At 71.9% G+C, this 22,068-nt stretch carries 21 protein-coding genes; 7 read left to right on the top strand and 14 right to left on the bottom strand.

Annotation, left to right across the window (positions count from 1 at the left end):
- Positions 1 to 27 precede the first annotated feature (27 nt).
- From LEL83_RS00105 to LEL83_RS00095, 3 genes are read right to left on the bottom strand one after another with little or no spacing between them, the layout of a single operon-like run.
- Positions 28 to 786, bottom strand: coding sequence for an SCO1664 family protein (locus LEL83_RS00105; RefSeq protein WP_225557250.1), 759 nt, complete (start codon positions 784 to 786; stop codon positions 28 to 30).
- Positions 783 to 1,328 carry a DUF3090 domain-containing protein gene (locus LEL83_RS00100; protein ID WP_225557249.1) on the bottom strand — a complete coding sequence of 182 codons (546 nt, stop codon included), beginning with the start codon at positions 1,326 to 1,328 and terminating at the stop codon, positions 783 to 785. The genes LEL83_RS00105 and LEL83_RS00100 overlap by 4 nt, the downstream gene beginning before the upstream one ends.
- Positions 1,329 to 1,361: 33 nt before the next feature.
- Complete coding sequence (locus LEL83_RS00095) at positions 1,362 to 2,108, bottom strand: MSMEG_4193 family putative phosphomutase (protein ID WP_225557248.1); 747 nt, start codon at positions 2,106 to 2,108, stop codon at positions 1,362 to 1,364.
- A 68-nt stretch (positions 2,109 to 2,176) separates the two neighbouring features.
- Here LEL83_RS00095 and LEL83_RS00090 point away from each other — a divergent pair, with 68 nt between their 5' ends.
- From LEL83_RS00090 to LEL83_RS00080, 3 genes are all read left to right on the top strand, one after another.
- A complete protein-coding gene (locus tag LEL83_RS00090; protein ID WP_182066772.1) occupies positions 2,177 to 3,394 on the top strand; it encodes an MFS transporter in 1,218 nt (405 codons plus the stop codon).
- Between the two features lie 10 nt (positions 3,395 to 3,404).
- Positions 3,405 to 4,559, top strand: a complete 1,155-nt coding sequence (locus LEL83_RS00085; RefSeq protein WP_198656585.1) for an AI-2E family transporter — start codon at positions 3,405 to 3,407, stop codon at positions 4,557 to 4,559.
- Positions 4,560 to 4,635: 76 nt separating this feature from the next.
- Positions 4,636 to 5,067, top strand: coding sequence for a BLUF domain-containing protein (locus tag LEL83_RS00080; protein WP_225557247.1), 432 nt, complete (start codon positions 4,636 to 4,638; stop codon positions 5,065 to 5,067).
- A 34-nt stretch (positions 5,068 to 5,101) separates the two neighbouring features.
- Here LEL83_RS00080 and LEL83_RS00075 read toward each other — a convergent pair whose 3' ends face one another.
- The 5 genes from LEL83_RS00075 to LEL83_RS00055 all read right to left on the bottom strand — a co-directional run bounded on the left by LEL83_RS00075 (position 5,102) and on the right by LEL83_RS00055 (position 9,741).
- On the bottom strand, positions 5,102 to 5,710 hold the full coding sequence (locus tag LEL83_RS00075; RefSeq protein ID WP_198656587.1) for a ScbR family autoregulator-binding transcription factor: 609 nt from the start codon (positions 5,708 to 5,710) through the stop codon (positions 5,102 to 5,104).
- A 97-nt stretch (positions 5,711 to 5,807) separates the two neighbouring features.
- Positions 5,808 to 6,278: a BLUF domain-containing protein gene (locus LEL83_RS00070; protein WP_198656588.1), complete on the bottom strand. Its 471-nt coding sequence runs from the start codon at positions 6,276 to 6,278 to the stop codon at positions 5,808 to 5,810.
- A 133-nt stretch (positions 6,279 to 6,411) separates the two neighbouring features.
- The gene (locus tag LEL83_RS00065; RefSeq protein ID WP_225557246.1) at positions 6,412 to 7,788 is read right to left on the bottom strand and encodes an ABC transporter substrate-binding protein; all 1,377 of its coding nucleotides are present in this window, start codon (positions 7,786 to 7,788) and stop codon (positions 6,412 to 6,414) included.
- A gap of 25 nt (positions 7,789 to 7,813) precedes the next feature.
- A complete protein-coding gene (locus tag LEL83_RS00060; protein WP_198656590.1) occupies positions 7,814 to 8,755 on the bottom strand; it encodes a carbohydrate ABC transporter permease in 942 nt (313 codons plus the stop codon).
- An 11-nt stretch (positions 8,756 to 8,766) separates the two neighbouring features.
- A complete protein-coding gene (locus tag LEL83_RS00055; protein WP_225557245.1) occupies positions 8,767 to 9,741 on the bottom strand; it encodes a carbohydrate ABC transporter permease in 975 nt (324 codons plus the stop codon).
- A gap of 199 nt (positions 9,742 to 9,940) precedes the next feature.
- Here LEL83_RS00055 and LEL83_RS00050 point away from each other — a divergent pair, with 199 nt between their 5' ends.
- Complete coding sequence (locus LEL83_RS00050) at positions 9,941 to 11,227, top strand: Gfo/Idh/MocA family protein (RefSeq protein ID WP_372454416.1); 1,287 nt, start codon at positions 9,941 to 9,943, stop codon at positions 11,225 to 11,227.
- Between the two features lie 64 nt (positions 11,228 to 11,291).
- Positions 11,292 to 12,314 carry a LacI family DNA-binding transcriptional regulator gene (locus LEL83_RS00045; RefSeq protein ID WP_225557244.1) on the top strand — a complete coding sequence of 341 codons (1,023 nt, stop codon included), beginning with the start codon at positions 11,292 to 11,294 and terminating at the stop codon, positions 12,312 to 12,314.
- A gap of 116 nt (positions 12,315 to 12,430) precedes the next feature.
- Here the strand turns inward: LEL83_RS00045 and LEL83_RS00040 are convergent, their stop codons facing one another.
- The 6 genes from LEL83_RS00040 to melA are packed head-to-tail and all read right to left on the bottom strand — an operon-like array spanning position 12,431 to position 19,211.
- A complete protein-coding gene (locus tag LEL83_RS00040) occupies positions 12,431 to 13,444 on the bottom strand; it encodes an N-acetylglucosamine kinase (protein WP_225557243.1) in 1,014 nt (337 codons plus the stop codon).
- Positions 13,441 to 14,592: an SIS domain-containing protein gene (locus tag LEL83_RS16090; protein ID WP_225557242.1), complete on the bottom strand. Its 1,152-nt coding sequence runs from the start codon at positions 14,590 to 14,592 to the stop codon at positions 13,441 to 13,443. Before LEL83_RS16090 ends, LEL83_RS00040 begins: the two co-directional genes overlap by 4 nt.
- 42 nt (positions 14,593 to 14,634) lie before the next feature.
- Positions 14,635 to 15,537, bottom strand: a complete 903-nt coding sequence (locus tag LEL83_RS00030; RefSeq protein WP_198656594.1) for a carbohydrate ABC transporter permease — start codon at positions 15,535 to 15,537, stop codon at positions 14,635 to 14,637.
- Entirely contained in the window at positions 15,537 to 16,493 is a 957-nt protein-coding gene (locus LEL83_RS00025) for a carbohydrate ABC transporter permease (protein WP_198656595.1), read from the bottom strand. The genes LEL83_RS00030 and LEL83_RS00025 overlap by 1 nt, the downstream gene beginning before the upstream one ends.
- Before the next feature lie 8 nt (positions 16,494 to 16,501).
- Positions 16,502 to 17,848 carry an ABC transporter substrate-binding protein gene (locus tag LEL83_RS00020; RefSeq protein WP_225557241.1) on the bottom strand — a complete coding sequence of 449 codons (1,347 nt, stop codon included), beginning with the start codon at positions 17,846 to 17,848 and terminating at the stop codon, positions 16,502 to 16,504.
- Positions 17,849 to 17,894: 46 nt separating this feature from the next.
- Entirely contained in the window at positions 17,895 to 19,211 is a 1,317-nt protein-coding gene (gene melA, locus LEL83_RS00015) for an alpha-galactosidase (protein WP_225557240.1), read from the bottom strand.
- A gap of 84 nt (positions 19,212 to 19,295) precedes the next feature.
- On the opposite strand from melA, the gene LEL83_RS00010 reads away from it, so the two are divergent.
- Entirely contained in the window at positions 19,296 to 20,135 is an 840-nt protein-coding gene (locus tag LEL83_RS00010; RefSeq protein ID WP_225557239.1) for a DeoR/GlpR family DNA-binding transcription regulator, read from the top strand.
- A 208-nt stretch (positions 20,136 to 20,343) separates the two neighbouring features.
- The gene (locus LEL83_RS00005; RefSeq protein ID WP_225557238.1) at positions 20,344 to 21,897 is read left to right on the top strand and encodes a glycoside hydrolase family 36 protein; all 1,554 of its coding nucleotides are present in this window, start codon (positions 20,344 to 20,346) and stop codon (positions 21,895 to 21,897) included.
- Positions 21,898 to 22,068: the final 171 nt, after the last annotated feature.

The following is a 22,068-nucleotide window of genomic DNA, read 5'->3' as shown; positions in this document are numbered from 1 at the left end:
CGCCTCCAGTCCGTCCGTCGGGTGCGTCTAGAACAGCGGCCAGGGCACGGCGGGGCCGTGACCAGGAGGCGGCGGGAAGATCCCGACGGCACGCAGGGCCGCGCAGCGCGCCCGCAGCGTGTCGATCTCCTCGTCGGTCAGGTGCTCGGCGAGCGCGTCGCCCAGTCCACCGCGCAGCGCCTCGGACACCCGGTCCAGCCCTTCCAGCTCGTCCGGGTTCAGCGGCTCCCCGATCCAGCCCCACAGCACCGTCCGCAGCTTGTGCTCGACGTGGAAGGTCAGGCCGTGGTCCACGCCGTAGCGGTGCCCGTCGGGCATCGCGAGCACGTGCCCGCCCTTGCGGTCGGCGTTGTTCACGACGACGTCGAAGACGGCCATCCGGCGCAGGGCCTCGGAGTCCTCGTGCACGAGCGTCACGGGCCGGTCGTGCTCGTCGATGGCCTCGAGCACGGGCAGCCAGGGCGATCCGTCCGCCTCGGCCGTCTCGGGGTCGACCAGGTCGACGGCGTCCTGCTCGGGGTCGACGTCCTGCCACCGCTGCACCATGCCCGGCCCGAACGGACCGTCGCCGATCCAGGTGGGCGGGACCACGCCCCAGCCGAACGCCTCGGACACCAGGTGCGCCGCCACCTCGCGGCCGGCCAGCGTGCCGTCCGGGAAGTCCCACAGCGGGCGCTCGCCCTCGACGGGTTTGTAGACGACGGACGCGCCGTCGAGCTCGGCGAGGAAGGTGGCGTTCGACGCCTCGCGGATGCGTGCCCGGATGGACACCGATCCGTCGGTCATGCGTCGCCGGACGGTCGCCCGGAGCCGGGCGGACGACCCGCGGCGACGACCTCGCGCGTGCGCTGGACGAAGGCCCGGGCGGTGCCGACCGGGATCTTCACCTGGAAGAGCTCGGCGGGTTCGGGGATCTCGACCACGGCCTCGATCTCCAGGCCGTCCTCGCTCTCCTCGGACACGATCTCGACGTCGTCGTCGATCGGGTACGCCTCGATGACGACCTGCGCGGTGGACGGGTCGAAGCCCAGGCTCAGGGCCCCGGCGCGGAACTCGGCTTCGACCGGCTGGTCGAGCGGCTCCGGGTCGCGGAGTTCGACGGGCACCGACGGCGGCACGCTGAAGCGGTTGTCGTCGACGGTCGCCACCTCGTCGAGGAGCTCGTCGATCTTGTCGGCGAGCACGGCGGTCTGCTCCTTCTCGAGCGCGACGCTGGTGACGCGCCGACCGGAGCGGGCCTGGATGTAGAAGGCGCGCTCACCCGGACGGCCGATGGTGCCGACGACGAGGCGGTCCGGCCAGTCGAAGCCGTGGACGATGGTGGGCATACCCGCATTGTAGGAGCGCTCGGCTCCGCCCGTTCAGGGTCGGGCAGGACCCGCGGACGCGTCGGGTGCCGGGTGGCCCGCGCCGCCGCCGACCGCGGCGTCGCCGCTGGGTGCCGGGGCGGTGCGCAGCCAGGACAAGTCACCGGACTCGGTGTTCGTCGCGACGACCTCGGGGCGGTGTTCGCCGTAGCGCACGACGGACACCGAGGCCGGGCCGACCCCGATGCGCTGGAACAGGTCCAGGTGCATGCCGAACGCGTCGGCGAGGACGCTCTTGATGATGTCGCCGTGGCTCACCGCGACCCAGACGGCGCCGGGTCCGTGCTCCGCCTCGACCTCGGCGTCGATGCGCCGGACGGCCGCGACGGCCCGGGACTGCATCGTCTGCATGGACTCACCACCGGGGAACACGACGGCGCTCGGGTTCGCCTGCACCGTGCGCCAGAGGGGCTCCTTCGCCAGGTCGGCGAGCTTCCGGCCCTGCCACTTCCCGTAGTCGGCTTCGGTGATGGCCCGCTCGATCAACGAGGCGGGCGGCCCGGCCGGTCGGTCGGTCTGCCGGTCGGTCTGCCGGTCGAGGATCGCGCGGGCGGTCTGCCGGCAGCGCTCGAGCGGACTCGACACCACGGCGACGACGGGCACCGCGGCGATGCGCTCCGCGGTCCGCTCGGCCTGGGTGCGGCCGACGGCGTCGAGCCGCACGCCGGCGGTGCGTCCGGCCAGGACGCCGGTGGCGTTCGCGGTGGTGCGTCCGTGACGGACGAGGAGGACGGTCGCCATGGGCCCGATCCTAGGCGCGTGACGCGGTCGCCCTTGACGGGCTGCCCGCGGACCGATCAGATGGGGGCATGGCCGGGCGGCATCGACTCGCACTCTTCGCCACGTCGACGGTGACCGGGTTCGGGATCGCGACGTGGATCACCCGGACGCCCGCGATCCGCGACGAGCTCGGGGCGTCCATCGAGGCGATGGGCCTGGTCCTGCTCGGGCTGTCGATCGGGTCGATGATCGGGATCCTCGGCGCCGGGGCGCTGGTGCGACGGACCGGCAACCGCCCGCTCATCCTGCTCGGGGGCGCGCTGCCCGTCGTCGGCATGGTGCTCGTCGCGCTGCTCGCCCCGGCGCAGGTCGCCGCCGGGGTCTGGGCCGGGCTGTTCCTGATCGGCTTCGGGGCGGGCGTCGCCGAGATCGGGCTGAACGTCGAGGCCGCCGCGGTCGAACGGCAGATCGGGCGACCGGTCGTGCCGGTGCTGCACGCCTGCTTCAGCCTGGGCAGCGTGGTCGGCGGGGTCGTCGGCATCGCCGTGACGGCGGTGCGGACCCCGGTCGGGGCGCACCTGCTCGTCGGTGCCGCGGTGATGGCCGCACTGGCGGGGTTCGCGGCGCTGAACCTGCGGCCGGTGCCCCGTGACACACCGGCCGACACGCCTGCCGATGCCCCCGGCGCCCGCCGGGGAGCCCGCCGCTCCGTCCTCACCGTGCAGCTCGCCATGATCGCCGTCATCACGCTGGCGATGGCCTTCGCCGAGGGTGCCGCGAGCGACTGGCTCCCGCTGCTGATGACCACCGACCACGACGCCCCCGAATCGGTCGGGTCCCTCGTGTTCACCGGGTTCGCCCTCGCCATGCTCATCGGTCGAGCGGCCGGCACCCCGCTCGTCGCCCGGTTCGGTCGCGCCCCGGTCGTCCGGGTCTGTGCCGCGGTCGGTGCCGTCGGGGTCCTGCTCGTCGTGCTGTCGCCGAGTCCGGTCGTCACCGCGGCGGCCGCCGGCGTCTGGGGGCTGGGCATCGCCCTCGGGTTCCCCCTGTCGATCTCGGCCGCGGGCGACCACCCCACCGACGGCGACCGCCGTGTGTCGGTGGTGGCCACGGCCGGGTACATCGCCTTCCTGGTGGGGCCGCCGCTGCTCGGGTTCGTCGGGGAGCACCTCGGCCTGCAGACGGCGATGCTCGTGCCCCTCGTCCTGCTGGTCGCGGCGTTCCTCGTCGCCCCGGCGACGCGGGGACAGGACACCCCACCCACGATCGAACCGGCGGAACCGGCGCGTCGGCCGTCCGGTCGGTAGCGTCTCGGGCATGCCGTTCTTCCGCGACGCTCCGCGCCCGACCACCACGCCCACTCCGTCGAGGGTCCAGGCGGCCTGGTCCGACTCCGCGGGGCACCTCGCGACCCGGTGCCTGCAGCTCATCATCGTCGTGGTGGTCATCGCCGGCATCGTCTGGGCGAGCAACATCCTGAGCGTCGTCACGATCCCCGTGCTCCTCGCGCTCATCATCGCGTCGGCCATGCACCCCGTGGTGTCGTGGCTCCGCAAGCACCGGGTGCCGTCGGTGCTGGCCACCCTCGCGGTGCTCATCGGCGTCCTCGCGGTCCTGGGGCTGATCGGCTGGCTCATCGTCGTCGCGGTCGAGAACCAGTGGGCACAGCTGCAGAAGTCCGCCGTCGACGGGTTCCAGCAGCTGCAGACGTTCGCGAAGACCCTGCCGTTCTCGATCTCGGACAAGCAGATCGACGACGCCGTCGCGGGTGCCTCCGACTTCGTGACGAGCGCGCAGTTCGGCTCCGGTGCCCTCGCCGGTGCCTCGGCCACGGCAAACTTCCTGACCGGGCTCGTCCTGATGATCGTCGTGCTGTTCTTCTTCCTGAAGGACGGCCCGAGCATCTGGGAGTTCCTGCTCCGGCCCTTCACCGGTGAGCGCTACGCCCGTGCACGCCGCGTCGGCGACCGTGTGGTCTCGACCCTCGGCGGGTACGTCCGCGGTACGGCCACCGTCGCTGCCGTCGACGCGATCGGCATCGGTGTCAGCATCGCGATCGTCGGCGTCCCGCTCGCCCTGCCGCTGGCCGTCATCGTCTTCATCACGGCGTTCATCCCGATCGTCGGTGCCACCGCCGCCGGCATCCTCGCCGCCCTCGTCGCGCTCGTGGCCCTCGGCCCCGTGCAGGCGCTCATCGTGATCGGCATCGTGATCGTCGTGAACCAGCTCGAGGGCAACTTCCTGCAGCCGGTCCTGATGGGTCGCACCCTCAAGCTGCACGGCCTCGTCATCCTGATCGGGCTGACCGCCGGCACCGTCCTCGCCGGCATCACCGGCGCGATCATCTCCGTGCCGCTGATCGCCGCGGCCTGGGGCGCGATCCTCGTCTGGGACGGCCCGAACACGCCCGCCCGCCCGTGGCGGAAGAAGCGCAACGAGGACGTCACCGCGCACGAGCTGCCGCAGGGCTGACCCGCAGCGCCGCCCCAGCGGGCGCGTTGCGGACATCCACTTCGCGCAATGCGCCCTCGCACAGCAGGATGGTGTGGTGCTCGTCTCGATCGTCTACATGAGTCGCGCCGTCGTCCCCTTCGACGACGACGCGCTGGCGGTGCTGCTCGCCGAGTCGCGGCTCCGCAACGAGGCGCTCGGGGTCTCCGGGCTCCTGCTCGCCAAGGGCGGCCGGTTCATGCAGCTGCTCGAGGGGCCGGCGTGGAGCGTCGACGACCGGTTCGCCGTGATCGCGAAGGACCCCCGCCACGGCGAGGTGAAGTCGCTCGTGCGCGAGGACATCGAGCGACGGCGCTTCGACGGCTGGTCGATGGCCTACCGTGCACTCGACGACGCCGACGTGCGGTCCGAGGAGGGCTTCAGTCCCTTCCTGTCCGGCACCATGGACTTCCCGCGGTCGTTCGACCGCACCAGCGCCGCCTGGCTGCTGAAGTGGTTCCGCGACCGCGAGCTGCACGAACTCCCCTGACGCCGGCTCGACCCAGCGGCCGGATCCCCCGGCGTCAGTCAGTGCCGAACGCCTCGTCGACCACGGCGAGCAGCCGGTCGCGGTGCCTCGGGTCCGCCGTGGCCGCGATCACCACACGCCACATCGTCGCGACCGCCGGGAACAGGTCGGTGCGCCGCGTCCGGACGTCGGACACCAGCTGCACGCCCGTGAAGTACGGCACCACGGTCGACCCGAGCTGCTCGGCGGTCAGGTCGGTGCGGAGTTCCCCGCTCGCGCCCGCCAGGCGGAAGACGTCGACGATCCCGCCGATCCACTGCTCGTAGAAGCTCAGCGTCGCGGTCTGGAACTCCCCGCGCTCCAGCGACAGCCGGATGCCCGCGCGCACGATCGGGTCGGTGCGGAGCAGCAGCGCGATGCCGTGCGACGCCCCGATCAGCGCGGCGACGGGCGAGCTGTCGGTGTGGCTGACGACGTCGAAGGTGCGGGCGTTCTGCTCGCCGATGACGCCGAGCGCCAGGGCGGTCTTCGTCGGGAAGTGGAAGTGCAGCGCTCCCTGCGACACACCCGCCGCGCGGGCGATCGCCGCGATCGTCGCGGCGGCGAAGCCGACGCGGTCGAACTCCTCGGCCGCGGCCACCAGGATCTGCTCACGTCGTTCCACGCGACCAGTCTGCCGGTCGGGAGGCGCGGGGCGGCGCCGCACCGCGCCTCCCGACCGGAACGGCCGGTCGCGTCGGCCCAGAACGCCGGTGGTGGCGTCAGGCCGCGTGGCGGCCCAGCGAGATCCGCTCCTCGGGCAGGTCCTGCAGGTCGCGACCACGGAACCAGCGGAGCAGCCAGTCGGCCGGCGTGCCGGCGAGACCCGTCGGCAGGCCGCTGCGCTCGCTCAGGAAGGTGCTGAAGCCGGGCTCGTCCTGGATCTCGGCCGCGGTCGGGTTGCCGAAGGCCATCGCCCAGCCGTCGAAGCGGCGTGCGCTGATGGTCTCGCGGGACAGCGACTTCACGTCCCGGTGACGCGGGTCGCGCTCGATGGCGGCGAAGCGGTCCTCGACGCTCCACGCCGGTCCCTCGAGCACCTGCATGAACCGGCCGCCCTTGGCGAGCAGGAGCCCCGAGACCCCCAGGGCGTCGTTGCGGAGCCGCGCTTCGCGCAGCATGGCGACCAGCTGGTCGTCGGTCAGGTCGTCGACGGCGACGGACATGTACACGAGTGAGGTGAGAGCTGTCATCGGCCCCAGTCTCGGTCCGGTCGGCGGAGCGGTCAACGCGTCGTCCGCACACCGCACTGGCCGGTGCGGTGTGCGGACGACCAGGGCCACCGGGCGCGGCGCGTCCGGTCCGTGCTCGCGGGGTCGGCTCGGGTCACGTCAGCGCGAGCAGGGTGTTCACCTGCTCGTTGACGCCGCTGAGCGTCGAGATCGGCTCGCCGTTGGCGTAGACGCCGTCGAAGGCGGGCTGCAGGAGCGCCTGCACGTCGGCCGGGTTCTTCGTCACCGGGAACAGGAACGTCGTGCCCTCCTCGACCTGGCGGGTGAAGGCCGACACGTCGAGCCCGCGCTCGCGGAAGGACGCGACCGCGGCCTCGGTGCCGGCGGGTCGGGCGGGGAACACGATCCCGCGCTCGCCGACGATCCGCTGTGCCTCGTCACTGCCGAGGAACGCGACCCACTCCGCCGCGGCCTCGGGGTCCTTCGCCTGCTTCGTGATCGAGTCGCCGAGCCCGTTGAACATCGACGCCCGGTGGCCGCTCGGACCGATCGGGGTCGGGGCGACCGCGATGTCCAGATCCTCCATGCCGAGGTACGAGCCGATCATCCACGAGCCGTTGAACGACAGCGCGCACTTGCCCGCGCCGAGCTGGACCTCGGGCCCGGTCGTGGTGGAGAACACCCCGTACTTCGCCATGTAGCCCTTGTCGGCCAGCCGGTAGTACCAGGCGAGGGTGTCCTGCACGACCCGCTCGTCGTAGCGGAACCGGTCGCCCCAGGGGTTCTCGTTCGTGTAGGACCAGTCGACCGAACCGGTGAAGGGCGACCACTGGGTCTGCCCGAAGCCGTCACCGCCCGACCCGTTCGACGAGATGCCGTAGACGGCGACGTCGTCCTTGTCGAAGCCGTCCTCGTCGCCGCGCCGCCCCTTCGCGTCCACGGTCAGCCGCGCGAGCATCCGCTCGAACGTGCCGCCGTCGTCCGGGTTCCACGCGAGCGACCCGAGCTCCTCGGCGGAGACCCCGGCCGTCGCCATGGCCTTCCGGTCGTAGAACATCGCGACGGTGTCCCAGTCCTTCGGTGATCCGTAGCGGTGTCCGTCCCGGCCCGTCCACAGTGCGGCGAGCCCGGACTGGTAGTCGTCGTCGCGGATGCCCTTCGTCGCCTCGAGCTCGTCGAGCCCGTACAGCACGTCGAGGTCGGCGTACTGCGGGAACTTCGTCAGGTGGTCGGTGAAGACGTCCGGCGCGGTGCCGGCGATGAACCCCGCCGTGAGCTTGGTCCAGTAGTCGTTCCAGCCGAGCTGGGTGATCTGCACGGTGATGTCGGGGTGCTCGCGGTGGAAGGCGTCGGCGACGGCCTGGTAGGCGGGCTGCTGGTTGGCGTCCCACAGCCAGTAGCTCACGGTGCGGGTGCCCGAGCGGGCCGGGGTCCGGCGGTCGCCCGGTGACGAGCAGGCGGCGAGCGCGCCGAGGGCGAGGGCGGAGGCGCCACCGGCGAGCAGGGCACGGCGGGTCAGGTGGTTCGTCATGGTGTCTGTCCTGTCCGGAGCCGGGTCACTTGATCCCGGAGAAGCCGATGGAGTTGACGATCCGCTTGGCGAAGACGCCGAACAGCAGGATCATCGGGAGCGCCGCCACCAGGGTCGCGGCCATCAGCCCCGCCCAGTCGGTGCCGGACTGCGGGGTCTGCGACTTGAAGACGCCGAGCGCGACGGTGAGCACCCGCGAGCTGTCGGTGTACGACACCATGAGCGGCCAGAAGTAGTCGTTCCAGCTCGTGATGTAGGTGAGCACGGCGAGGGTGGCGATGGGGGCCGCGGCCATCGGGATGACCAGTCGGAAGAACACTCGGACCTTTCCGGCGCCGTCGATGAGTGCTGCCTCTTCGACCTCCTTCGAGATGCCCAGGAAGAACTGCCGCAGGAAGAACACCGCGAACGGGGTCATGAACATCGTCGGCAGGGCGATGCCGAGCAGGTTGTCGACGAGGCCGAGCTGCTTGATGAGCGTGAAGTTCGGCAGCAGCGTGAAGATCGCGGGGACCATGAGCCCGGCCAGGAACACCGCGAACACCCGGTCGCGGCCGGGCCAGCGCAGGCGGGCGAACGCGTAGGCGGCCGCTGCCGAGAAGAACACCTGGCCGACCGTGACGAGCGTCGACACCAGGATCGAGTTGCCCAGGTACCGCCAGAAGTCGAGCGCGGCACCGGAGCCGCCCTGCGCCAGTGCTTCCTCGGTGGACTGCAGGCCGAACACGCGCTCGAACCCGCCCGTGCTGAACCCGACGGGCAGCAGCGAGGTGGGGTCGGCGTTGATCGCGGTGTTCGACGAGAGCGCGGTGCGCAGGATCCAGTAGAACGGGAACAGGGTGACGACGATGACCAGGATCATCGCGGCCCAGGCGAGGACCCGGCCGACCGAGGGGCGACTGCGGTGGCCTGCTCCCATCCGGGGCGGACGGGACGTGGTGACGGAACGGGTGAGTGTCGTGGTCATGGCGCTTCCGTTCAGTCCAGGTCGGACTCGCCCGAGCGGGTGAGTCGGTACTGGATGATCGTGATGATGCTGAGGACGATGAGGAGCGCGACCGAGACTGCGGACGCGTAGCCGAACTGGAACCGGCCGAACGCCAGGTTGTAGATGTAGTTCTGCACGACGTTCGTGGCGTTCGCGGGCCCGCCCTGTGTGGTGACGGCGACGGTGTCGAACACCTGGAACGAGCCGATGACGGTGATGATGAGCACCAGGGACAGGATCGGGCGGAGCAGCGGCACCGTGATGCGCCAGAACATCTTCCACTCGCTCGCGCCGTCGATGCGCCCGGCCTCGTACACGGTCTCGGGCAGGGACTGCAGGCCCGCGAAGATGAGCAGGGCCGTGTACCCGACGTGCCGCCAGACGTTGATGAGCGCGATCGAGGGGATGCCCCAGACGTCGCTCTGCAGGAACGGGACCCGGTCGAGCCCGATCGCGGCGAGCAACTCGTTGCCGATGCCGAGCTGGGTGTCGAGGATCCACAGCCAGACGAGGGCGGCGACGACGTTCGACACCAGGTAGGGCGCCAGGACGATGCCCCGCACGAACGTCGACTTCGTCAGGCGGTGCATCATCACGGCGATGAACAGCGCCACGACGGTCTGGATGACGATGTTGATCGCGACGTACTCGATCGTCACCACCATCGAGTGCCAGAAGATCGAGTCCTGCACCAGCCGGGCGTAGTTCTGCAGGCCGGTGAACTCGGGTTCGGTCAGCAGGTTGTACGAGGTGAAGCTCAGCCAGATGCCCCGGACCGTCGGCCAGGCGAGGAACACCACGAAGCCGAGGGCGGCCGGGGCGATGAAGGCGAGCGCGAGCCACAGGTCGTTCCTGGGGCGGCGCCGCGGTGCGCTGGTGCGTGCACGGGCGAGGTCGGCCGGCCGACTCCTCCGTCTCGTGCTGGCGGTCGTCAGGGCTGACGACACGGGGCTCTCGGTGGCCATCGCGACTCCTTCGTCTGCGGTGGACTGACGTGCAGCAGTCCGTGAGCCGGGAATCTACACGTGGGGACACACGGTGACAAGGGCTGTTCCAACGGCGGGAAAGCGGGTTGTCACGTGTAGACACCGTGTGACAGGATGACGGCGTTCGCATCGGGGCGACCCGCCCGGCGACGCATCCCTCACCTCGGAAAGGTCACTGATGATCTCTGTCGGCATGGTCGGCGCGGGCCAGTTCGCCCCCCAGTTCGCCAAGCTGTTCAAGCTCCACCCCGACGTCGACCGGGTCTTCGTCACCGACCTCGTCGACGAGCGCGCGTCCGAACTCGTCGAGTCCCAGGGCCTGGACGGCACGTTCCCCGACTTCGACGCCGTGCTCGCGTCGGACGTCGACGCCGTCGCGATCTTCACGCAGCGCTGGACCCACGGCCCGCTCGTGGTCCGGGCACTGCGGGCCGGCAAGCACGTGTACTCCGCGGTGCCGATGGCGATCTCGGTCGACGAGATCCGCGACATCATCGACGCCGTGCGCGAGACCGGCCTCACCTACATGATGGGCGAGACGAGCTACTACAACCCGGCGACGGTCTTCGCCCGACAGCAGGTCGCCGCCGGCGCCTTCGGCCGGGTGTTCTACGCCGAGGGCGACTACGTGCACGACATGGACCTCGGGTTCTACGCCGCGTACCAGTACAGCGGCGGCGACGAGTGGAAGCGCACCGCCAGCTACCCGCCGATGCTCTACCCCACCCACTCGGTCGGCGGGGTGCTCGGCGCGATCCCGGGGCACGCGGTGAGCGTCAGCTGCATCGGCGTTCGCGACGACCGCGGCGACGGCGTCTTCGACAAGGACGTCAGCCAGTTCGACAACGACTTCTCGAACGCCACGGCACTGTTCGAGCTCGACAACGGCGGCGTCGTGCGCATCAACGAGATGCGCCGCGTCGGCTACCCGTCGCACATCCGCGAGTCCCGCTTCCGGTACTTCGGCACCGAGGCGAGCTTCGAGCAGCTGGCGAAGGTCAGCGTCTGGCAGGACAAGCAGGACTCGGTCGACATCAGCGACAAGATCGACACCAAGGCCACGATGTCGCTCGACGACCCGCGCCTGGCCGACGTCGACCCGTCCCTGCGCGAGGCGTTCGTGTCCGGCTACGCCGAGGTGCACGACACCGACCGTCTGCCGGCCGAGTACGACGGCGTGCCGACCGGGCACGAGGGCAGCCACCAGTTCCTGGCCGACGACTTCGTCCGTGCCGTCGTCGACCGGACGCTGCCGCCGGTGAACGCCTGGACGGCCGCCCGGTTCACGCTGCCCGGCATCGTCGCCCACCAGTCCGCCCTGCAGGGGGGCGTCCGTCTGGAGGTGCCGGACTTCGGCGACGCCCCCGAGACCGCGAGCACCGCGGCGTCGACCAGCACCGCGGGGTCGACGAACGCACCGGCGTCGGCGGGGGCCACGGCGTCGACTACGATCGCGTCCGAGTAACACGTCGTCCGGGTGTCGGTCCTGCGGGGCCGGCACCCGGACGCCGTACCCGGACCCGACGAAGGTGGCTGCCGTGACCGTCCCGACGAACCCGAGGGCGGTCACCCGCGCGGACGTCGCCCGCTACGCCGGCGTCAGCACCTCGGTGGTCAGCTACGTCGTGCACGACGGTCCGCGCCCGGTCGCGGCCGCCACCGCCGCCCGCGTGCGCGAGGCCATCCGCGTGCTCGGCTACCGCCCGAACGCCAGCGCCCAGGCCCTGCGCACGGGGTCGTCGAAGATGCTCGGCCTGATCGTCCCGGAGCTCGAGAACCCGTTCTGGTCCGAGCTCGCGGTCGAGGTCACCCACGCCGCGGCCGCCCGCGGGTACGACGTCCTGCTCGCCAACAGCGACGGCGACGCCCGGCAGGAACGCGAGCGGCTCCGCAGTCTCTCCGCCCGCCAGGTCGACGGCGTCATCGTGACGAGCATCCTGACAAGGCCGGACCTGTCCACGGTGACCGACCCGGGACTGCCGATGGTGCTGCTCAACACGTTCTTCGAGGTCCCCGAGTACGCCAGCATCGGCGTCGACGCACTCGGCGGCGCCCTCGACGGCACCCGGCACCTGATCGAGCACGGGTACCGCTCCGTGGGCCTGGTGATGGGCCACACCGGCTCGATGGAGCTGCGCGAGCAGGGCTGGATGCGCGCCCTGCGCCAGGCGGACCTGCCCGACGGCCCCATCGTCCGCACCGACTTCACACGACGCGGCGGCTACGACGCTGGCCTGCGGATGTTTGCCGACGGTTCCGGACCGCGGTCGGTGTTCGTCAGCTCGGACATGCAGGCCATCGGCGTCATGCGGGCGCTGTGGGAGCTCGGCCTGCGCGTCCCCGAGGACGTCGCGATCGTGTCGTTCGACGGCACGGCCGAGGCGGACTACACGAACCCGCAGCTCACCACGGTGCGGCAGCCGACCGGCGCGATGGCCGTCGCCGCGGTCGACCGGGTGCTCGGCCTCGACGCCGACAACCAGTGGCACCGCGACCTGGTGCCCGCCGAGTTGGTCGTCGGCGCGAGTTGCGGGTGCGACGTGCGTCGCTGACGCCCCCCCGTGACGGTCTGGAGGCCCGGGGCGGGGCCCGCCACGGGCCTCCATACCGACACGGGTCGCGTCGACGGCGCGACCGGCCCGCACACCGGACGGCGCGGGCCGACGTGTCAGCCGGTCGCGCGCTGGCGCGCCGGGTCCTCCGCCGCGGTCCACGTGGCGGGGACGGCGTGCCCGACGACGCGCATCGCGTAGACGACCGCGCCCAGGTCGGGCGGCAGCACCGGCTCGACCAGGGCGAAGCTCGGGCCTGCGCCGCTCCCCTGTCCGCTCCCCCGTCCGGCCACCACGCGGCTCGCGAACCGGGTGCGGAACCCGTCGTCGGAGAACACCCCGCCCGAGGTCGACACCGCGGTCGGCTGCCCGTCCGGGTCGTCGCCGATGCGGTCCACGACCACCCGGACCTGCTCGACGAGTTCGACGGCGGCGGCGTCCAGGACGGCTCCGGCGGCCGGGTCCCCCGCGGCGGCCGCGGCCGTGACGACCCGGGAGAGCGTCGCGACCTCGGTCCGGCCGGCCTGCCAGTCGTGCATCACCAGGCCGACCAGGTCGAGGTCGTCCGTGATCCCGGTCCGCGCCCGCAGCAGGTCGTACAGGGGCGTCCGCGGCAGGCGGCCGTCGGCCATGCGGCTGAAGGCGTTGAGGCCGCGGCGGGCGATCCAGTGCGCCGACCCCTCGTCGCCGATGAGCTCGCTCCAGCCGCCGACCCGGTGCGTCCGCGAGCCCCGTTCGCCGTAGGCCATCGAGCCCGTGCCCGCGATGACGTTGATGCCGTCGCGACCACCGAGTGACCCCGCCCACCCGGCGAGCATGTCGTTGCCGACCGTGTACCGGCGGTGGCCGAGCGCCTGAGCGGGCAGCGCGTCCAGCCGGTCGTCGGCGCCCGAGGACTCGCCGTGACCGGGGACCCCGAAGAACGCGTGCGTGACCTCGGCGGTCGAGCGCCCCGCCTCGGCGAGCACCGCGTGCGTCCCGCGAGCGACCACGTCCGCCACCACGGCGACGCCGCCGTCCAGCCACGAGCACGCCGGACCGCGCCACCGGGCGAGCACCCGGCCGTCGCCCTCGGCGAGGACCACGGCGGTCTTCGTGCCGCCGCCGTCCAGGCCCAGGAACAGCGTCATGCCCGTCCCGCTCCCGCGTCCGTCGCGTCGAGCGGGTGGATGGTGACGCCGCGGACGACACGGTTGACCGACCCGTCCGGGAACGGGTTGTCCGGGGTGCAGCCGAGCCGCACCGAGGCGTGCAGCGCGAGCAGCTGCGCGACGGCGACGAGCCCGACGGCGCGCAGGCCGTCGTCGAGTCCCTCGGCCTCGGGGATGACGAGGTCGAGGCCCCCGGCCCCCTGCTGGTCGGCGTCCGCGCCGACCACGACGACCTGGTCGGGGCGGTCCGAGCGGATCTCGCGGACGATGTCGTCGTCGTACCGCCGCACCCGCGGGTCCGCCGATCGCAGCACGACCACCACGGTCTCGTCGTCGAGCACCGCCTTCGGACCGTGCCGGAAGCCGAGCGGGGTGTCGTGGAACGCCGCGACCGTGCCCGCGGTCAGCTCCAGCGTCTTCAGCGCGCACTCCTCGGCGAGCCCGGCGAGCGCACCCCCGCCCAGGAACACCATGCGGCGCGGTGCGCGGTCGAGGATCCGGTCGAGGCCGTCCTCGGCGGCGAGCGCCCGCTCCCCCGACGCCACGATGCGGTCGAGCGCCGCGGCGTCCGTCGGCACGAAGGCCAGCAGGGCGGCGAGCAGCATGCTCGAGAAGCTCGACGTCATCGCGAAGCCGGTGTCGTTCGTCTGCGGCGGCATCGTCAGCACGAAGGAGTCCTCGCGGTCCCCGTGCCCGACGGCCAGCGCACCCGTCGGGTCGCAGGTCACGACCAGGTGGTGGGCGGTGGGGGCGAGCGCGTCGACGAGTTCCGTCGCGGCGATGCTCTCGGGGCTGTTGCCCGACCGTGCGAACGAGACGAGCAGCACGGGGACGCCCTCGGCGAGCACCGTGCGGGGCGCCGCGACGAGGTCGGTGCTCGACACGGCGTCGAACCGCCGGTGCAGGCGACCGCGCAGCGACTCGGCGACGATGCGGCCGACGAACGCCGAGGTACCGGCACCGGTCAGCACGACGCGGGTGCGGGGGTCCTCGAGCGCTCGACCGAGGAAGGCGTCGAGCGGCTCCCGTGCCTGGTCGAGGAGCACGGCGAGGTCACGCCAGGCCCGGGGCTGCTGGTGGATCTCGCCGAGGGTGGCGCTTGCGGGGGTGGTGACGTCGGTGGTCACGGTGTTCCTTTCCGGGGGTGCGACGGGGACGCGGGTGGGCGGTCAGCCCTTGAGGCCCGCCGACGCCATCGTCGCGACGAACTGCTTCTGGGCGACCAGGAACAGCAGGATGAGCGGGAGCGTGGCGACCACGTTCCCCGCCATGAGCAACGACCAGTCGGTTCGACGGAACCCCTGGAAGTTGGTCAGGCCGAGCTGCAGCGTGAAGGCGTCGTCGTCGTTGATCGCGACGAGCGGCCACACCAGGTCGTTCCACGAACCGAGCAGGGTGAAGATCGCCAGCGTCGCCAGGGCGGGCCTGGCGAGCGGCAGCACGATGCGGAAGAACACCTGCAGCCGGTTGCAGCCGTCGATCATGCCGGCCTCCTCGAGCTCGGCCGGCAGCGACAGGAAGAACTGGCGCATGAGGAAGATGCCGAAGGCCGAGGCGAGCCAGGGCACGATGGCGGCGCCGAGGTGGTCGACCAGGTGCAGCCGGGCGAACATCACGTACGTCGGGATCATCAGCAGCTGCGACGGGATCATGATCGTCGCCAGGACGGCGAGGAACCCGAGGGTGCGGCCCGGGAACCGCAACCGTGCGAAGCCGTAGCCGGCCAGGGAGCACAGCACCAGGTGCGACACGATCGCCGACGACGAGACGATGACGGTGTTGAGCAGCCAGTGCAGGATGTCCGAGTCGGCGAACAGCCGGGCGTATCCGCCCAGGGTGAACTGCGTCGGGAAGAACGACGGCGGGAACTTGTTGATCTCCGACGCCGGTTCGATCGACGTGAGGAACATCTCGACGAACGGCAGCAGGAACAGGACGGACACCGGCAGCAGGAGCAGGTGCCACGGGCTGAACGGCAGGCGGCGACGGCGTCGGACGGCCCCGGTCGGGCGGGACGCGGCACCGACCCGCACGCGGGACGGGGACTCGAGGACCTGGGTCTCGGTGGACATCAGAGCGAGCTCCTTCCCGCGCGCCGCTGCACGAGCGTGACGACGACGGTGGCGACGAGGGTGACGAAGAACATGCCGTAGGCGATCGCCGACCCGTACCCGAACTGCAGGTTCTGGAACGCGGTCTTCCATAGGTAGTAGACGATGGTCTGCGTGGCGTCGAGCGGGCCGCCGCGCGTGGTGGCGTACACGAGGTCGAACAGCTGCACCGCCTGCAGCGTCTGGTAGATCGCGACGAACGCCGTGACCGGGGCCAGGTGCGGCCACACGACGCGCCAGAAGGTCTGCCAGGCGTTCGCGCCGTCGATGCGGGCGGCCTCGATCACGTCGGCGGGGACGTCCTGCAGCGCCGCCAGGTAGATCACCGTCGTGAAGGCCGCCTGCCCCCAGAGCGACATGATGACGATGACGAGCATCGCCTCGCTCCGGTCCTCCAGCCAGCCCTGCTGCGGCAGGTGCAGGACCCGCAGCACGTTGTTCACGATGCCGAACTGCGGGCTGAACAGGTAGGTCGTCAGGATGCCGGTGGCCGCGGCGGACGCGACGAAGGGCACGAAGATCGCCGTGCGGTACAGCCCGATGAAGCGGATCCGCCGGTTCAGGGCGACCGCCAGGGCGAGACCGAGCAGCAGCGAGGCGGGCACGAACAGCACCGTGTAGAGCACGGTGTGCACGACCGCCGCGCGGACGCCGTCGTCGGTCACCAGGTCGGCGTAGTTCTGCCCGCCCACGAAGGTCGCGGGGCTGAACCCGTCCCAGCTCTGGAACGACAGGACGAGTGCCCAGGCGCCGGGGAACAGGGTGAGCCCGAGCACGACGACGAGTGCGGGGGCGACGAAGCCCCAGCCGGCCAGGCCCTCGCGGACGGCCGCGGCGGATCGACGACGGCGGCGGGGCCGCTCGGGGTCGTCCGGGTGGTCCGCGTGCTCGGCGGGGCGGAGTGCGAAGGTGGTCATGGGGGCTCCTAGCCTTGGCGGAGTGCCTTGTCGGCGGCGTCGCTCGCCTGCCGGAGTGCGGTCTTCGGGTCGCCCTCGCCCTGCAGCACGTGCGCGACCGCGTTGCCGAAGGCCTCGGACAGGCCGTTGTAGCCGGGGACGGTCGGGCGGGTCTGCTTCGCGTTCGCGGAGTTCTCCTGCATGACGTCGAGGCCCGGGAGCGCCTTCGCCTGCTTCCGGAACGCCGGGCTCGACGCCTCGCTCGAGCGCAGCGGCAGGTTGCCGACCGCGACGTTGAAGCGCTCGTCCTGCTCCTTCGCCGTCAACCACTTGGTGAAGTCCGTCGCCCAGTAGGCACGGTTGACGTCCTTGTTGTCGAACAGGGTCCACAGGTCCGGGCCGGACACCGTCTGGTGGTCGCCGTCGGTGCCCGGCAGCTGCACGACCCCGTACGAGGTCCCCGCGGTCTTCAGGGCGGACAGCTCCCACGGGCCCGAGGTGATCATGCCGATGCGGTCGCTCTCGAACAGCTGCGCGAACTTCGTGTCCGTCTGGTCGAGGTACACGCTCTCGTCCTCGACGGCCATGTCGCGCAGGAACGAGAGCGCCTCGACGCCGGCCTCGGAGTCGAACGCCGCGTGCTTGCCGTCGGCGCTCAGGATCTCGCCGCCGTTCTGCCACAGGTGCGGCCACATCTGCCAGGTCGTCTCCTCGCTGCCGGACACCGAGTAGCCGTACCCGAAGGTGTTGCTGTCCTCGTCGGTGAGCTGCTCCGCGGCCTCCCGGAAGTCCTCCCACGTCCAGTCGGCCGTCGGGTACGCGACGCCCGCGCGGTCGAACACCGTCGTGTTGTAGAGCAGCGAGATGTTGTCCACCACCGCGGGGAACCCGATGACCTTGCCGCCGGTCGGCTGGGCGGTGTCGCGCGCCGCCTGGGTGAACTCGTCCCACGCGACCTCCGGCTCGGCGACGGTGTCCCGCAGGTCGAGCGTGCGGTCCGAGCGCTCGAGCTGGCTCGCCCACGAGCCGAACGTGTACGAGATGTCCGGCGAGTCGTTCCCGGCGAACGAGGCCGCGAGCTTCTGCAGCAGTTCGTCCGTCGACGACGCCCCTGGTGACATGTCGATCGTCACGTTGGGGTGGTCGTCCTCGTACTCGTCGACGAGTCGCTGCAGCAGCTTCTCGGCCTCGTCGCTCTGCCCCGACCACATGGTCAGGCGCACGGGGGCGTCGGTGTCGAGTTCCGTGGCGCCCTGGGTGGCGCAGCCGGCGAGGGCCGAGGCCGTCACCGCCAGGACGGCCGCCGCCGCGGTCCAGCGGGCACGGCGGCGACGGCCGGACCGGGCCGGGGTCGCGCGGGTTCGTGTTCGGGTCACTGGGGACTCCTTCGTCGTCAGTGTCGGGTGGTCGCTCGGGAGCGGATCAGATCGCGGCCGGGTCGAGCTGCACGCGGAGCGGCTCCGGCAGCAGGTCGCCGTGGGCCGCGACGAGCTCGTTGCACAGGTCCCAGATCTGCGCGGGGGTGAGCGTGGACGACGCGTTCGGGTCGACGAGCACGGCCTGGCGGACGGCCAGCGGGTCGCCGTCGCGCGCGGCACGGATCGTGAGTTCGTTCACCGACACGTACGAGCGGTTCAGCGCCGCCGCCGCCGTCGGCAGCGAGCCCATCGGCTGCGGTACGACACCGCCGGCGCCGACGCTCGTCGGGACCTCGACCACGCACCCGGCCGGCAGGTTGTCGATGAGTCCGTCGTTGACGACGTTGGCGTGGATCTCGCGCTCGGTGCCGGTGACCAGGGAGTGGATCACCTGCGGGGCGTACTCCGCGGCCCCCTGCTCGAGTTCGAGCGGCTCGCCGTTCGCCAGGGCGCGCTCGGCGGCCGCGAACTCGGCGAGGTTCTCCTCGGAGATCCCGACGTACTCCAGCGGCTGCAGCCGGAACCGCTCGATCTGCTCGGCGGACCGCAGGAACCACGGCAGGTACTCCGACGAGTGCTCGCTCGTCTCGGTCGGGTAGAAGCCGATGCGGCGGAACACCTCGACGCGCACCCGGCGTTCGAGCTCGGGGTCCTGCCGGATGCGCTCGCGCAGTCGCGGGTACAGGTCCTGGCCGTCGTGGGTCCAGTCGAGGAGCCATGCCTGGTGGTTGACGCCGGCGGCCCGGAACCGGGTGTCGTCGACGTGCAGGCCGACCAGTTCGGCGAGGTCGTTCGCCGTCCAGTAGACGCTGTGGCACAGCCCCATGGTCGTGATGTCCGGTGCCACGACGTTCGCCCACCAGACGTTCATCGCCATCGGGTTCGTGTAGTTCAGCAGCACCGCGCCGGGGGCCACGGCCCGCATGTCCTCGAGCAGGCCGGTCAGGAACGGGAAGGTCCGCAGCGCACGGAAGACGCCGCCGACGCCGGTGGTGTCACCGATCGTCTGCTGCAGGCCGTGCCGGGCCGGGATCTCGAGGTCGAGGCGCGTGGCGTCCACCCCACCGATCTGCACCATGTTCACGACGAAGTCGACGTCGGCGAGGGCGCGACGCCGGTCGGTCGTCGCCGTCACCTGCAGGGGGCGGCCGAGGCGCTCGCTCACCTGGTGGGCGGTGCCCTCGGCGACGGCGAGACGGCGCTCGTCGACGTCGTGGAGTCGGAGGTCGAGCTGGGGCAGGTCCTCGAAGCCGAGGAGGTCGGCGAGCAGCTGTCGGGTGAAGACGACACTGCCGGCACCGATGAACGCAACACGGGTCATGCTCAGGAATGATGCTGCGGATCGATCGTCCGGCCAACATTCCGAGCGAAACGATCAGAATGACTGACCGCTACGATCGCCATCGTGATCGACGACCGCTCCACCGCCCTCGGCCAGACCTCGCCCGCGTCCGGCTCGGGCAAGCGGTCCCGGCGCATGCTCGCGATGCTCGAACTCCTGTCCGAGCAGGGTGCGGTGTCGCTGCAGGAACTCGTCGACACCCTCGGGGTCTCCGCGGCGACCGCCCGGCGGGACCTCGCCGACCTCGAGCAGCAGGGACTGCTGGCCCGCACGCACGGGGGTGCGCGGATCGCGGTCCCGACGTCCGAGATCCCCGTCCGGCTGCGTGAGGGCCGGTCGCGCGGGGTGAAGCAGCGCATCGGGCGAGCCGCCGCCGCGCTCCTGCCGGACGGCCCCTTGGCGGTGGCGATCGGCGGCGGCACCACCGCGGCGACGGTCGCACGGTCCCTGGTGTTCCGCAGCGGGCTCACGATCGTCACGAACTCCCTGACCACCGCCGGCGAGATCGGGGCGCGGCCGAACCTGCGCGTCGTCATGACCGGCGGCACGATCCGGCCGCACTCGTTCGAACTCGTCGGCGTCCTGGCCGAGAACGCGTTCGCGGCGATGAACGTCGGCGCCGCCTTCGTCGGGATGGACGGGGTGAGCGCCGCCGGCGGTGCCACCACGCACGACGAGACCGAGGCCAGGACGAACGCCGCGATGCTCCGCAACGCCCAGCGCACGATCGTCGTCGCCGACTCGTCGAAGATCGGGCGGACGACGCTCGCGCCCGTGGTCGGGATGCGCGGCGTGCACGACCTGGTCACCGACGACGGCGCGGACCCCGCCGAGCTCGGCCGCATCGCGGACCTGGGCGTGCGGGTGCACGTCGTCGCGAACCGCTCCCCCGAGCCCCGCTGACGCCGGTCCCGCGCCGGGCGCCTGGTCGCAGCGGCCCGGTCGCGCGGTTGCTCGGTCGCGGTTGCGCCCCTCCACGGTCGTCGCGCCCCGACGCTCCGGGGCGCGATGCCCGTTCGGGGGCGCGATCGTGCACGGACCGCGCAGACCGACTGCGCACCTCCGTGCCCGCACTGGTCGTGCCACGACCGTGGACGGCAGACTGCCGACCGTGCACCGCGACGACGACGTGAACCGGACGCCCCCGACGACCGGACGGACGGTCCGCCTGCGCGGGACCGGACCGGACGACCCGGGCGCGCACGCTGTTCCGGGCGGTTGGCTGCTGCCCTCCGGGCCCCTCACCGTGGAGCACGACGGAGCGGCCGTCGAGGTGCACCGCCACGGCTGGACCTCGTGGTCGCCGACCGGCTGGACCCCGATCGACGATGCACCCCTGCGCATCTCGGGTGACCCGGAGCGGACCGTGACCGCCGACGACGCCGCGAACGACACCCCGGACCGGCACGAGGGCAACGGCGCCGTCGCGGTCACCCTGGCCGACGGCCGGGTGGTGCTGCTCGGCGCCGTCGGACTCGGCGTCCCGCGGGCGGGAGCGAACGACGCGTCGCTGTGGGGCCGGACCGAGCACGACGGCGGGCAGTGGTTCCTCGGGGTCGGCGACGAGTCCGCCGTGTTCGACGCCTACGCCGCGCAGCTCGCCGCCCACTTCGGCACCTCGCCGGACGCCGGGTCGGTGTCGACCGTCTGGTGCAGCTGGTACTCGTTCTTCGAGGACATCGACGCCGAGCGCATCGAGCGCGGCGTCGAGGCCCTCGGCGACCTGCCGTTCGACGTCGTCCAGGTCGACGACGGCTGGGAGGAGATCGTCGGCGACTGGCAGCCGAACGACCGGTTCCCCGACGGACTCGCGCCGATCGCGGGACGGATCGCGGCCCGAGGCTCCCGCCCGGGGCTCTGGCTCGCGCCGTTCATCTGCCTGCCCGACTCCCGCACCGCCCGCGAGCACCCGGACTGGCTCGTCCAGCGTGAAGACGGTGGCGGTCCGATCATCGCCGGGTACAACTGGGACACGCACTACTGGGCGCTCGACACCACGCTGCCGGCGGTGCAGGAACACCTGACGGGGGTCTTCCGCGCCGTCGTCGACTGGGGCTTCCGCTACCTGAAGCTCGACTTCCTGTCCGCCGCCGCACTGCGTGGCGTCCGCCACCGGGACGGCGACCGGGAGCAGGTCTACCGCGACGCGATCACGCTCATCCGCCGGGTCGTCGGTGACGACGTGCACCTGCTCGGGTGCGGCGCGCCGATGCTGGCGTCCATCGGTGTCCTCGACGCGATGCGTGCCGGCCCCGACACGGCGTCGTTCTGGAAGAGCGATGCCACCGTGCCCGATCCCAGCCACGAGGGCGGTCTGAACGGCCTGATCGGCCCGCTCGAACGCATCTGGATGCACTCGCTGTACCGGATCGACCCCGACGTCGTCTCGTTCCGCGCCGGCGACGGGACCGCCGACGACGAGGCGCTGCCCGCCGACCAGCGCGCCCTGCTCGCCGACCTCGCGCGGGTGTGCGGCTTCCGCTCCACGTCGGACCCGGTGCAGCGGCTCACGCCGGCGGAACACGACGACCTCGCGTCGTTCCTGGGCCACGACCCGCAGGTCCGTCGGCTCGGCCGGTACCGGTTCGCGATCGACGACCGCGTCGTCGACTTCGGCCCGGCGGTCGCCGAGGCCCGCACTGGCCGGGAGGCCCTGGGGCGCTGAGCGCGCTGCGTGCGCTGGAGCCGCCGCGGACGCAGCGGGTCACTCGCGCGTACTGGTGGCCTTCCATCGCCCGCCCTCGATGCTCGCCACCGCCCGAGGCGTGTTCTCGTCAGCGCGGTGACGGTTCTGGTCCGCGAACAGTCGGGTTCGCGAACCAGCACCGTCAGCCGC

Source organism: Curtobacterium oceanosedimentum (assembly GCF_020297365.1).
Lineage (GTDB): Bacteria > Actinomycetota > Actinomycetes > Actinomycetales > Microbacteriaceae > Curtobacterium.
Note: the sequence above shows the minus strand (reverse complement) of the source record. Positions and strands in the feature narration are given on the sequence as shown.